The sequence below is a fragment of the Rhodovastum atsumiense genome (assembly GCF_937425535.1).
Classification (GTDB): Bacteria; Pseudomonadota; Alphaproteobacteria; order Acetobacterales; family Acetobacteraceae; genus Rhodovastum; species Rhodovastum atsumiense.
This window is the reverse complement of record NZ_OW485601.1, coordinates 6,214,268-6,226,227: the sequence shown is the minus strand read 5'-3', so window position 1 is coordinate 6,226,227 and position 11,960 is coordinate 6,214,268. Positions and strand designations below refer to the sequence as shown.

The following is an 11,960-nucleotide window of genomic DNA, read 5'->3' as shown; positions in this document are numbered from 1 at the left end:
GGCCTGCGCCGCCCCCGGGGGCGAGGCGGAGGATTTCAAGTCCTTGTGGCATGATCGGGGCATGCCGATATCCGGGTCGTTGGTACGGACTTCCGATTTCAACTGTCGTGACTGCGTCAACCTGTAAGTCTTTTGGTTGCGCGATCCCTCCGGTTGCTTGACGATGCCCGTGATGCCGCGGCCCGTGCCTGGATCGTAGGGCGGGCTGCGCCGACTGTCCGAAGGAGGTCATCGATGACGGAAGCCGATCGTCCCCCCTCTGGCGGGGATCGCCCGGAAAAGGCCGAGGGGAAGGCCAGCGTGCGCGCCGAATTGCTGCCGGTGCTGCCATTGCGCGATATCGTTGTCTTCCCGCACATGATCGTCCCGCTTTTCGTCGGACGCGAGAAATCGGTTCGCGCCCTGGAAGCGGTGATGAAGGACGACAAGCAGATCCTGCTGGTCGCCCAGAAGAACGCTGCGCAGGACGACCCGTCGGTGGACGATATCTACCGGGTCGGCACGGTTTCGACCATCCTGCAGCTGCTCAAGCTGCCCGACGGTACCGTGAAGGTGCTGGTCGAGGGCGGCCGACGGGCGCGCATCGGCGGCTTCAAGGAAACCGACGCCTATTTCGAGGCCTTCGTCGAGGCGCTGCCCGACCGTGAGCCCGAAGGCAAGGAACTGGAGGCGCTCGGCCGCACCGTGATCGGCCAGTTCGAGCAGTACATCAAGCTCAACAAGAAGATCGCGCCCGAAGTCCTGGTGTCGCTGAACCAGATCGAGGAGCCGTCCAAGCTCGCCGACACGGTCGCGGCGCATCTCAATCTCAAGATCGCCGAGAAGCAGGAACTGCTGGAGATCGCCGGCGTCGGCGAGCGGCTGGAGCGCGTGTTCGGACACATGGAGTCCGAGATCGGCGTGCTGCAGGTGGAAAAGCGCATCCGCAACCGTGTCAAGCGGCAGATGGAGAAGACCCAGCGCGAGTACTACCTGAACGAGCAGCTGAAGGCGATCCAGAAGGAGCTGGGCGAGGGCGAGGACGGCAAGGACGAGACCGCCGAGCTTGAAGCCAAGATCAAGAAGACCCGCCTGTCGAAGGAGGCGCGCGAGAAGGCGCTCGGCGAGCTGAAAAAGCTGCGCACGATGTCGCCGATGAGCGCCGAGGCGACGGTGGTGCGCAACTACCTCGACTGGATCCTCTCGATCCCCTGGAAGAAGCGCAGCAAGGTCAAGAACGACGTGGTCGAGGCCGAGAAGGTCCTCGATGCGGACCATTACGGACTCGAGAAGGTCAAGGAACGCATCCTTGAATATCTCGCCGTGCAGGTGCGGGCGAGCAAGGTGCGCGGGCCCATCCTGTGCCTGGTCGGGCCGCCTGGCGTCGGCAAGACCTCGCTCGGCAAGTCGATCGCGCGGGCGACCGGGCGCAGCTTCGTGCGCATGTCGCTCGGCGGCGTGCGCGACGAGGCCGAGATCCGTGGTCACCGCCGCACCTATATCGGCTCCATGCCCGGCAAGGTCATCCAGGGCATGAAGAAGGCCAAGACCTCCAATCCGCTGTTCCTGCTCGACGAGATCGACAAGCTGGGCGCGGACTGGCGCGGCGACCCGTCGTCCGCGTTGCTGGAGGTGCTGGACCCCGAGCAGAACGCCACCTTCAACGACCACTACCTTGAAGTGGACTACGACCTGTCGGACGTGATGTTCGTCACCACGGCGAACAGCCTGCGCATGCCGCAGCCGCTGCTCGACCGCATGGAGATCATCCGCATCCCCGGCTACACCGAGGACGAGAAGGTCGAGATCGCCCGGCGGCACCTGATCGGCAAGCAGTCGGAGGCGCACAGCCTGAAGGCCGAGGAATGGTCGATCAGCGACGACGCGCTGCGTGACCTGATCCGCTACTACACGCGCGAGGCCGGCGTGCGGAATCTCGAGCGTGAGATCGCCAACCTCGCCCGCAAGGCGGTGAAGGAGATCGTCACCAAGAAGACCAAGAAGGTCGCGATCACCCGCAAGAACCTCGACAAATACGCGGGCGTGCGCCGCTTCCGCTTCGGCGAGGCGGAGACCGAGGACATGGTCGGTGTCGTCACCGGCCTGGCCTGGACCGAGGTGGGCGGCGAGATCCTGAGCATCGAAAGCGTGATGCTGCCGGGCAAGGGCGCGGTGAAGACCACGGGCAAGCTCGGCGACGTGATGCAGGAGAGCGTCTCGGCGGCCCTGTCCTATGTGCGCAGCAGGTCGATCACCTTCGGCATCAAGCCGACGGTGTTCGAGAAGCGGGACATCCACGTCCACGTGCCGGAAGGCGCGACTCCGAAGGACGGGCCATCAGCCGGCATCGCCATGGCGACGTCGATGGTCAGCGTGCTGACCGGCATCCCGGTGCGTCGCGACATCGCCATGACCGGCGAGATCACGCTGCGCGGGCGGGTGCTGCCGATCGGCGGGCTGAAGGAGAAGCTGCTGGCGGCCCTGCGCGCCGGGATCACCACGGTCTTCATTCCCAAGGAGAACGAGAAGGACCTGGCGGAGATCCCGGACAACGTGAAGAAGCACCTGCAACTGGTGCCGGTCGCGCATGTCGACGATGTCATCGCCCAGGCCCTGGTGCGCAAGCCCGATCCGATCGAGTGGGTTGAGCCACCCGAGCAGCCGGTGGCGACTGCCGCCACCGACTCGGCGGCCGGCGCGCCTCTGCCGCACTGATCCGGCCCACCGCGTCAGCCAAAACGGCTCGTCCCTTCGGGGGCGAGCCGTTGTTTTTTGCGTCGAAACAGCAACAGATAGCCGATTTTTCGCGGATTTCCCTGCACGTTTCGTTGACGGCGCGGAAAATCGGCCTCTAGTGTCCGCGTTGATGGCTCACGACTCGGCGGGCCATGGCATCAACGCGAGGCAACGTTCAGTCAGGGGGCTTGTTGTGAACAAAATGGATCTTGTCGCCAAAGTGGCGGAAACAGCGGATCTTCCGCGCGCGAAGGCAGGAGACGTGGTGGAGGCGGTGCTTGCCGCCATTCAGGAAGGTCTGAAGGACAGCGGCGAAGTTCGCCTGGTCGGCTTCGGCACCTTCGAAACCGTCAAGCGCAAGGCATCGACCGGCCGCAATCCGCGCACCGGCGAGCAGATCGAGATTGCCGAATCGACGTCTGTGAAGTTCAAGGCCGGCAAGGCGCTGAAGGACGCTGTCGGCTGAATTGCCATGGCGCCCCGATGGGGGGCGCCTGCGCGCTTCCCTTGGCTGCAACACCGCGCTATCGAAGCCCGGCGCAGCCGGGCAGGGGCGGTTAGCTCAGCGGTAGAGCGTCTCGTTTACACCGAGAGGGCCGGCGGTTCGAATCCGTCACCGCCCATTCCCTTGCCCGCTCCCCGCATCTGATTTCCAGTAACCCGAATCGATCCCGCGCGGTGGCAGCCACGGCGTCACGGATTCGTGCCCTGCGCCGCGCTGCAGCGTCGTCCTGGCCGTTTCCCGATTCGTCGCGGAACGAGCCACCGCGCGCTCTCCTGATCATCCCCACGCGTGTCCGGAGGCGCGGCCTGGTCCGTGTGCGTGGCCGCGCGGCCCGAATCATGGGGCCGTGCCCGGCTGCCGGCGCTGCGTCCGGCCCATCACCAGAAGCGACCTACCGGGCGACCTACCGGGCCGCGGCCGATGGGCATCATGTCCCTGTCTTCGGTCGCCATTGCGCACGCCCCTTACGACCTGGCGTTTCTTCTTGTTGTCATAAGCGTTTTTGCGATGAGGCGGCGCCTGCCGGACAGCGGGCGGCGATAGGGAGGTGAAAAATTTCACCTCCCGTGTCGATTTCCGGCGATAGCCCGCTTGACGCCAATCGCCAGTGGCTCTACATCCCGGCTCCTCGCTGCTGCGGGTGTAGCTCAGTTGGTTAGAGCGCCGGCCTGTCACGCCGGAGGTCGCGGGTTCGAGCCCCGTCACTCGCGCCAGTGGCGTTCCTCTTTGGAACGCCCCATCTTCTCCTGAAAAATCCATCTTTTCAGTCACGGCTGCCCTATAGCGGGGTGAGCGCGTTGCCGCTAATGTCCCGCGCGCCGTGGGCCGGGGGGGCTCCGCGGCGTTCTGGCGTACGCGTCAGGCCGAAGCAAAGGACTGAGAAAATGGCTCCGCTCCTGGCCGATTATTTTCCGATCCTGGTATTCATCGGGATCGCTGTTGTCATCGCCGTGGCGATGGTGGCGTCTTCGTTGATTGCCGCGCGGCAAAACCCGTATCCGGACAAGCTTTCGGCCTACGAGTGCGGCTTCGAAGCCTTCACCGATGCACGCCAGCGATTCGATGTCCGCTTCTATCTTGTTGCCATCCTCTTCATCATTTTCGATCTCGAGGTGGCGTTTCTGTTTCCCTGGGCAGTCAGCCTGTCGGAGATCGGCGTCTTCGGCTTCCTCTCGATGCTGGGCTTCCTCGGCGTCCTGACAGTCGGTTTCGTCTACGAGTGGTGCAAGGGCGCGCTGGAGTGGGAGTAAGGCGATCATGAACGCATCGGACACGACCATCGCCTGGAACCGCGATCCCCTGCCCCCGGGACCGGCCCAGGACGCAGTGATCAAGGGCATCACCGGCGAGATTGAAAACAAGGGCTTCGTCATCGCCCAGATGGACAAGCTGGTGAACTGGGCGCGCACCGGCAGCCTATGGCCGATGACCTTCGGTCTGGCCTGTTGTGCGATCGAGATGATACACGCCTACATGCCCCGCTATGATCTCGACCGGCTTGGCATCATTCCACGTGCGTCGCCGCGGCAGAGTGATGTCATGATCGTGGCGGGCACGCTGACCAACAAGATGGCGCCGGCGCTGCGCCGCGTTTACGACCAGATGCCCGAGCCGCGCTGGGTGATCAGCATGGGCAGCTGCGCCAATGGTGGCGGCTACTATCATTTTTCCTATTCGGTCGTGCGTGGCTGTGATCGCGTGGTGCCGGTGGACGTCTACGTTCCCGGCTGTCCGCCAACGGCCGAGGCTCTCGTTTACGGGATCATGCAATTGCAGAAAAAGATCCGTCGCACGGGGACGATTCTCCGTGGCTGAAGTGCAGGGCATTGCACCCGAGGCAACGGGACAGGCAGGGCAGGGCAGTGCCGCGGCGACCTTGGCCGAGGCGGTGGCGACGCTTCCGGGCGTGATCCGCACCTTCCTCGAGAAGGGCGAGCCCGTGGCGGTGGTGCAGCGCGATGTGCTGGTCGGGGTGATGACCACATTGCGCGACGATCCGCGCTTCGCCCTCGAGCAGTGCATGGATGTCTGCGGCGTCGACTGGCCGGACCGCGCCGAGCGCTTCGACGTCGTCTATAACCTGCTGTCGGTGTCGCTGAACCAGCGCCTGCGTGTGATCGTGACCACCGACGAGCAGACACCGGTTCCCTCGGTCTGCGGGGTATGGCCGGCCGCGACCTGGTGGGAGCGCGAAACCTGGGATCTGTTCGGGATCGTTTTTTCCGGTCAGCCGGACCTGCGTCGCATTCTCACTGATTACGGATTCGAAGGTCATCCGTTGCGCAAGGACTTCCCGCTCACCGGCTACGTGGAAGTCCGCTATGACGAGGATCGCAAGCAGGTGGTCTACGAACCCGTGCGGCTGACCCAGGACTGGCGGAGCTTCGACTTCCTCTCGCCGTGGGAGGGCATGACCACGCTGCCCGGGGACGAGAAGGCGCGCGAGAAGCGGGCAGTGGGGACCGGATCGTGACCGAGACCGTCGTCAGCAAGGAGCCGGTGACGGCTTCGGCCAGGACCGTCGAGTTCGACAGCCAGGCCATCAATTTTGGCCCGCAGCATCCGGCGGCGCATGGTGTGCTGCGGCTGGTGCTGGAGATGGATGGCGAGGTGGTGGAGCGCGCCGATCCGCATATCGGCCTGCTGCACCGTGGCACCGAGAAGCTGCTCGAGTATCGCAACTACCTGCAGGTCGTGCCGTACTTTGACCGGCTCGACTATGTGAGCCCGATGGCGCAGGAGCACCCCTTCGTGCTTGCCATCGAGAAGCTGCTGGGCATCGAGGCACCCGAGCGCGCCAGGTGGATTCGCACGCTCTTCTCCGAGATCACCCGCGTGCTCAACCACCTGCTCAACCTGACCACCTACGCGCTCGATGTCGGCGCCATCACGCCGTCGCTCTGGGGCTTCGAAGAGCGCGAGAAGTTGATGGAGTTCTACGAGGCGGCCTCGGGCGCGCGGATGCACGCCAATTATTTCCGCCCCGGCGGGGTTTCCCGCGACCTGCCGGCCGGACTCGAGGATCGCATCGCCGCCTGGGCCGAGGACTTCCCACGCTGGATCGACGATCTTGAAGGCCTGCTCACGACCAATCGCATCTGGAAGCAGCGCACCGTCGATATCGGCGTGATCACCGCCGAGGAAGCGCTGGCCTGGGGCTTCTCCGGGCCGCCGCTGCGTGCCTCCGGCGTGCCGTGGGACCTGCGGCGGGCGCAGCCCTACGAGATGTACGACCGGGTCGAGTTCAAGGTGCCGGTCGGGCGCAACGGCGACTGCTACGACCGCTACCTCGTGCGCATCTGGGAAATGCGCGAGAGCGTCTCGATCATCAAGCAGTGCCTGGCGCAGATGAAGCCGGGCCTTGTGAAGTTTCCGGACCGCAAGTTCACGCCGCCGCCGCGCACCGAGATGAAGCGCTCGATGGAAGCGCTGATCCACCACTTCAAGCTGTACACTGAAGGATTCCACGTTCCGCCAGGGGCCACCTACACGGTGGTGGAGACGCCGAAGGGCGAGTTCGGCGTCTATCTGGTGGCTGACGGCACCAACCGTCCCTATCGCTGCAAGATCCGTCCCACCGGCTTCGCCTTCCTGCAGGCGATGGATTTGCTGGCGAAACGCCATATGCTGGCGGACTGCACCGCGATCATCGGATCGCTCGACGTGGTTTTCGGCGAGATCGACAGGTAGGACATGGCTTTGCAGAAGGAAGGCCCCGTCGGCGGCGAAGGGCCGACGAGTTTCAGCTTCGACGCCGAGAGCGAAGCCGAGATCCCGCAGATCCTGGCGAAGTATCCGCCGGGCAAGCAGGCCAGCGCGGTGCTGCCGCTGCTCTATCTGGTGCAGCGGCAGATGGCGCGCGCCAGCGGCAGCGCCTGGGTGCCGCGCGTGGCGATGGACGAGATCGCCCGGCGGCTCGGCCTGGCACCGATTCGCGTGTACGAGGTGGCGACCTTCTACCTGATGTTCAACACCCGGCCGGTGGGCAAGTACCACCTGCAGGTCTGCACCACCACGCCGTGCTGGCTGCGCGGCTCCGAGGAGGTGGTGAAGGCCTGCCGCGAGGCGACCGGCATCAAGGACTGGAAGGAAACCAGCGCGGACGGGCTGTTCACCATGACCGAGGTGGAATGCCTCGGCGCCTGCGTGAACGCCCCGGTGCTGCAGGTGAACGACGACTACTACGAGGACATGGATGCCGAGCGCGTGAAGGCGCTGATCGAGACGCTGAAGCGCGGCGGCGAGCTTCCCAGGCCCGGTTCGATGGCAGGACGACAGGCCTCGGCCCCGGAGGGAGGACCCAACACGCTCACCTCGCTCTCCTTCGAAAAGGCACGATGACCGGATGCTGAGCGACCAGGATCGGATTTTCACCAATCTCTACGGTCTGCACGACCCCTATCTGAAAGGGGCCCGCGCCCGCGGCGACTGGGACAACACCGCCGCCCTGCTGGCACGCGGCCCCGAGGCCATCGTCGAGGAGATCAAGGCGTCGGGCCTGCGCGGCCGCGGCGGCGCGGGCTTCCCGACCGGCCTCAAATGGTCGTTCATGCCGAAGGAAGAAGGGCCGCGGCCACACTACCTGGTGGTGAACGCGGACGAATCCGAGCCTGGCACCTGCAAGGACCGCGACATCATCCGCCACGATCCGCACAAGCTGATCGAAGGCTGCCTGATCGCGTCCTTCGCCATGCGCGCGCATGCCTGCTACATCTACATCCGCGGCGAGTTCTACAACGAGGCCCGCGCGCTGCAGCGGGCCATCGACGAGGCCTATGCGGAAGGCCTGATCGGCAAGAACGCCTGCGGCTCCGGCTGGAATTTCGACCTATACGTGCATCGCGGCGCCGGCGCCTATATCTGCGGCGAGGAAACCGCGCTGATCGAGAGCCTGGAAGGCAAGAAGGGCATGCCCCGGCTGAAGCCGCCCTTCCCGGCGGCGGTCGGGCTCTATGGCTGCCCGACCACGGTCAACAACGTCGAGAGCATCGCCGTCACCCCGACCATCCTGCGCCGTGGTGCCGCCTGGTTCTCCGCCCTTGGCCGGCCGAAGAATTCCGGGACCAAGGTGTTCTGCATCTCCGGCCACGTGAACAAGCCGTGCAATGTCGAGGAGGAACTCGGCATTCCGCTGCGCGAGCTGATCGAGACCTATGCCGGCGGCGTGCGCGGTGGCTGGGACAACCTGCTGGCGGTGATCCCGGGCGGGTCATCGGTGCCGGTGATCCCGAAATCCGTCTGCGACACGGTGCTGATGGATTTCGACAGCCTGCGCGAGGTGCGCTCCGGCCTGGGCACCGCCGCGGTGATCGTGATGGACAAGTCCACCGACATCATCAAGGCGATCGCGCGGCTCTCGGCCTTCTACAAGCACGAGAGCTGCGGCCAGTGCACGCCTTGCCGCGAGGGAACCGGGTGGATGATGCGGGTGATGAACCGCATGGTGGAAGGTCGTGCCGAACCCGAGGAGATCGACACGCTCGACCAGGTGACGCGGCAGGTGGAGGGGCACACGATCTGCGCCCTTGGCGACGCCGCGGCCTGGCCGGTGCAGGGGCTGATCCGGCATTTCCGGCCGGTGATCGAGGACCGAATCAAGCAATACAAGGCTGGCGGCGCCAGGCTGGCGGCGGAGTAGGGGGATGGTGAAAGTTACTGTCGACGGGATCGAGGTCGAAGTCGCTCCCGGCTCCAACGTGCTGCAGGCCTGTGAGGCGGCGGGGCGCGAGGTCCCGCGCTTCTGCTATCACGAGCGCCTGTCGGTTGCCGGCAATTGCCGGATGTGCCTCGTCGAGATCGAGAAGGCCCCGCCCAAGCCTTTCGCCTCCTGCTCCTATCCGGTGGCCGACGGCATGGTGGTGCACACCGACACGCCGATGGTGCGGGCGGCGCGGCGCGGCGTGATGGAATTCCTGCTGATCAACCATCCGCTCGATTGCCCGATCTGCGACCAGGGCGGCGAGTGCGACCTGCAGGACCAGGCCGTCGGCTACGGCATGGACCATTCCCGCTACGCCGAGAACAAGCGCGCGGTGAAGGACAAGAATCTCGGGCCGCTGGTGAAGACCACGATGACGCGCTGCATCCACTGCACGCGCTGCATCCGCTTCAGCGCCGAGATCGCCGGGGTGCCGGAGCTCGGCGCCACCGCCCGTGGCGAGAGCATGGAAGTCACCACCTATGTGGAACGGGCGCTGTCTTCCGAATTGTCGGGCAACCTGATCGACATCTGCCCGGTCGGCGCGCTGACCTCCAAGCCCTATGCCTTCGTGGCGCGGCCCTGGGAGCTGCGCAAGACCGACAGCGTCGATGTGTTCGACGCCGTCGGCGCTTCCATCCGCGTCGACAGCCGCGGCCCCGAGGTGCTGCGCGTGCTGCCGCGCATCAATGAAGACGTCAACGAGGAGTGGCTGGCCGACAAGAGCCGCTTCGCCATCGATGGGCTGAAGCGCCGCCGCCTGGATTCCTGCTGGGTGAAGCGTGACGGCAAGCTGCAGCGGGCGAGCTGGCCCGATGCCTTCGAGGCGATCGCGAAGAAGCTGGACGGGGTGGACGGCGAGCTGGTCGGTGCCGTGGCCGGCAACCTCGCCGATGCCGAGAGCATGCTGGCGCTCAGGGACCTGATGACGGCGCTCGGTTCGGCCAATCTCGATTGCCGGCAGGACGGGGCCGCCGCCGACGTGTCGCGGCGCGACTTCTACACGTTCAACACCTCGATCGCCGGCATCGAGGAAGCGGACGCGCTGCTGATCATCGGCAGCAATCCCCGCCGCGAGGCACCGCTGCTCAATGCCCGCATCCGCAAGCGCTGGCTGCAGGGCAATTTCCCGGTCGCCGTGATCGGCCCGCAGGCGGAGCTGACCTACGAGGCCGAGTGGATCGGCAGTTGCGCCGAGACGATCAGCGCGCTGATCGCCGGCAAGCATTCTTTCGCCGCGACGCTGCGGGCGGCGAAGAAGCCGATGCTGATCCTGGGGCAGGGCGCCCTGGCGCGGCCGGACGGGCAGTCGGTCCTCGCCGCCGCCTGGAAGCTGGCCGCCGGCAGCAACATGCTGACCGCCGAGTGGCACGGCTTCAACGTGCTGCACACGGCGGCGTCCCGCGTCGGCGCGCTCGACCTGCATTTCCTGCCCGGAGGCAACGGCAAGTCGCTGCCGCAGATGCTGCATGGCGGCGTCGACGTGCTGTGGTTGCTCGGCGCCGATGAATTCGACACCGAGGCGATCGGTCCCGACACCTTCGTCATCTACCAGGGCAGCCATGGCGACCGTGGCGCGGCGCGGGCCGATGTGATCCTGCCCGGTGCCGCCTATACCGAGAAGCACGGCACCTACGTGAACACGGAAGGCCGGGTGCAGCGTGGCTTCCTGGCGGTCTACCCACCCGGCGAGGCGCGTGAGGACTGGCGGATCATCCGTGCCTTCAGCCAGTATATCGACCGCACGCTGCCTTATGACGACATCGACGCGGTGCGGGCGCGGCTGGAGCAGATCAATCCGGTGTTCGGCCGCCTCGACATCCTGCCGCGCTTCGGCTGCACCGACCACACGCCGCCCGCGGGCAACCCGGCGGCGCTGAAGACGGCGCCGTTCGTGCCGTGGATCCCCAACTACTACCAGACCGACCCGATCAGCCGCGCCAGCCCGACCATGGCCGAGTGCGCGCGCGTTCACGTGCCGGTTCCGGCGCAGGCAGCGGAGTAGCAGCGAGATGGGCGCGTTCTTCGACACTCCGCTCGGCCTGCTGCTGCTGACCGCGGCGAAGGCCATGGCGCTGCTGACGCCGCTGCTGGTCGGCGTTGCCTATCTGACCTATGCCGAGCGCAAGGTCCTGGCGGCGATCCAGCTGCGCAAGGGCCCCAACGTGGTCGGGCCGTTCGGCCTGTTCCAGCCTTTCGCCGACGCCATCAAGATGGTCTTCAAGGAGACCGTCATCCCCGCCGGCGCCAACCGGGCCCTGTTCCTGTTCGCGCCGATGCTGACCTTCATGCTGGCGATGATCGCCTGGGCGGTCATCCCGGTGAACAATGGCTGGGCGATCGCCGACATCAATGTCGGCATCCTCTACATCTTCGCCATCTCCTCGCTCGGGGTCTACGGCATCGTCATCGCCGGCTGGGCCAGCAACTCGAAATACGCCTTTCTCGGCGCGCTGCGCTCGGCGGCGCAGATGGTCTCCTACGAAGTGTCGATGGGCTTCGTGCTGGTCTCGGTGCTGCTCTGCGCCGGCAGCCTGAACCTTAATGACATCGTGCTGGCGCAGCGCAACGTCTGGTTCTGCATCCCGCTGCTGCCGATGTTCGTGGTGTTCTTCATCTCGGCCCTGGCCGAGACGAACCGCGCCCCCTTCGACATCCCCGAAGGCGAGAGCGAGATCGTGGCGGGTTTCTTCGTCGAGTACAGCTCCATGTCGTTCGGGCTGTTCTTCCTTGGCGAATACGCGAACATGTTCCTCATGAGCGCGATGACCAGCATCCTGTTCCTCGGCGGCTGGCTCGGTCCGTTCGGCATCCTGCCGGCGCTCGGCCCGCTCTGGCTGACGCTCAAGATCTGCTTCCTGCTGTTCGTCTTCATCTGGGTGCGCGGCACCTTCCCGCGCTACCGCTACGACCAGCTCATGCGGCTCGGCTGGAAGGTGTTCCTGCCGCTGTCGCTGCTCTGGCTGGTGATCACGGCCGGTGTGCTGATGGCCTTCGGGTGGCTGCCCCATGCCGCCTGAGCCGCGCATGGCCGCGCCTTTC

General features: G+C 65.7%; 10 protein-coding genes and 2 tRNA genes. All 12 read left to right on the top strand.

Features of this window, described 5'->3' with window-relative positions; translation table 11 throughout:
- Positions 1 to 357: 357 nt before the first annotated feature.
- Entirely contained in the window at positions 358 to 2,694 is a 2,337-nt protein-coding gene (lon, locus tag NBY65_RS28045) for an endopeptidase La (RefSeq protein WP_239002641.1), read from the top strand.
- 223 nt (positions 2,695 to 2,917) lie between these two features.
- Positions 2,918 to 3,181, top strand: coding sequence for an HU family DNA-binding protein (locus tag NBY65_RS28040; RefSeq protein WP_150038875.1), 264 nt, complete (start codon positions 2,918 to 2,920; stop codon positions 3,179 to 3,181).
- An 85-nt stretch (positions 3,182 to 3,266) separates the two neighbouring features.
- A tRNA-Val gene (locus NBY65_RS28035) sits at positions 3,267 to 3,338 on the top strand.
- A 518-nt stretch (positions 3,339 to 3,856) separates the two neighbouring features.
- Positions 3,857 to 3,933: transfer RNA gene (locus NBY65_RS28030), tRNA-Asp, on the top strand.
- 171 nt (positions 3,934 to 4,104) lie between these two features.
- Positions 4,105 to 4,470 carry an NADH-quinone oxidoreductase subunit A gene (ndhC, locus tag NBY65_RS28025; protein WP_150038874.1) on the top strand — a complete coding sequence of 122 codons (366 nt, stop codon included), beginning with the start codon at positions 4,105 to 4,107 and terminating at the stop codon, positions 4,468 to 4,470.
- A gap of 7 nt (positions 4,471 to 4,477) precedes the next feature.
- The gene (locus NBY65_RS28020) at positions 4,478 to 5,035 is read left to right on the top strand and encodes a NuoB/complex I 20 kDa subunit family protein (protein WP_150038873.1); all 558 of its coding nucleotides are present in this window, start codon (positions 4,478 to 4,480) and stop codon (positions 5,033 to 5,035) included.
- Positions 5,028 to 5,693 carry an NADH-quinone oxidoreductase subunit C gene (locus NBY65_RS28015; protein ID WP_150038872.1) on the top strand — a complete coding sequence of 222 codons (666 nt, stop codon included), beginning with the start codon at positions 5,028 to 5,030 and terminating at the stop codon, positions 5,691 to 5,693. Before NBY65_RS28020 ends, NBY65_RS28015 begins: the two co-directional genes overlap by 8 nt.
- Complete coding sequence (locus tag NBY65_RS28010) at positions 5,690 to 6,910, top strand: NADH-quinone oxidoreductase subunit D (RefSeq protein ID WP_239002637.1); 1,221 nt, start codon at positions 5,690 to 5,692, stop codon at positions 6,908 to 6,910. Before NBY65_RS28015 ends, NBY65_RS28010 begins: the two co-directional genes overlap by 4 nt.
- A gap of 3 nt (positions 6,911 to 6,913) precedes the next feature.
- On the top strand, positions 6,914 to 7,561 hold the full coding sequence (gene nuoE / locus NBY65_RS28005; RefSeq protein WP_150038871.1) for an NADH-quinone oxidoreductase subunit NuoE: 648 nt from the start codon (positions 6,914 to 6,916) through the stop codon (positions 7,559 to 7,561).
- Between the two features lie 4 nt (positions 7,562 to 7,565).
- A complete protein-coding gene (nuoF, locus tag NBY65_RS28000; protein WP_150038870.1) occupies positions 7,566 to 8,858 on the top strand; it encodes an NADH-quinone oxidoreductase subunit NuoF in 1,293 nt (430 codons plus the stop codon).
- A gap of 4 nt (positions 8,859 to 8,862) precedes the next feature.
- Positions 8,863 to 10,923 (top strand): NADH-quinone oxidoreductase subunit NuoG, encoded by a 2,061-nt coding sequence (gene nuoG, locus NBY65_RS27995; protein ID WP_150038869.1) that lies wholly within the window; start codon positions 8,863 to 8,865, stop codon positions 10,921 to 10,923.
- Positions 10,924 to 10,930: 7 nt separating this feature from the next.
- Positions 10,931 to 11,938 (top strand): NADH-quinone oxidoreductase subunit NuoH, encoded by a 1,008-nt coding sequence (gene nuoH / locus NBY65_RS27990; RefSeq protein ID WP_150038868.1) that lies wholly within the window; start codon positions 10,931 to 10,933, stop codon positions 11,936 to 11,938.
- The last annotated feature ends 22 nt before the right edge of the window (positions 11,939 to 11,960 follow it).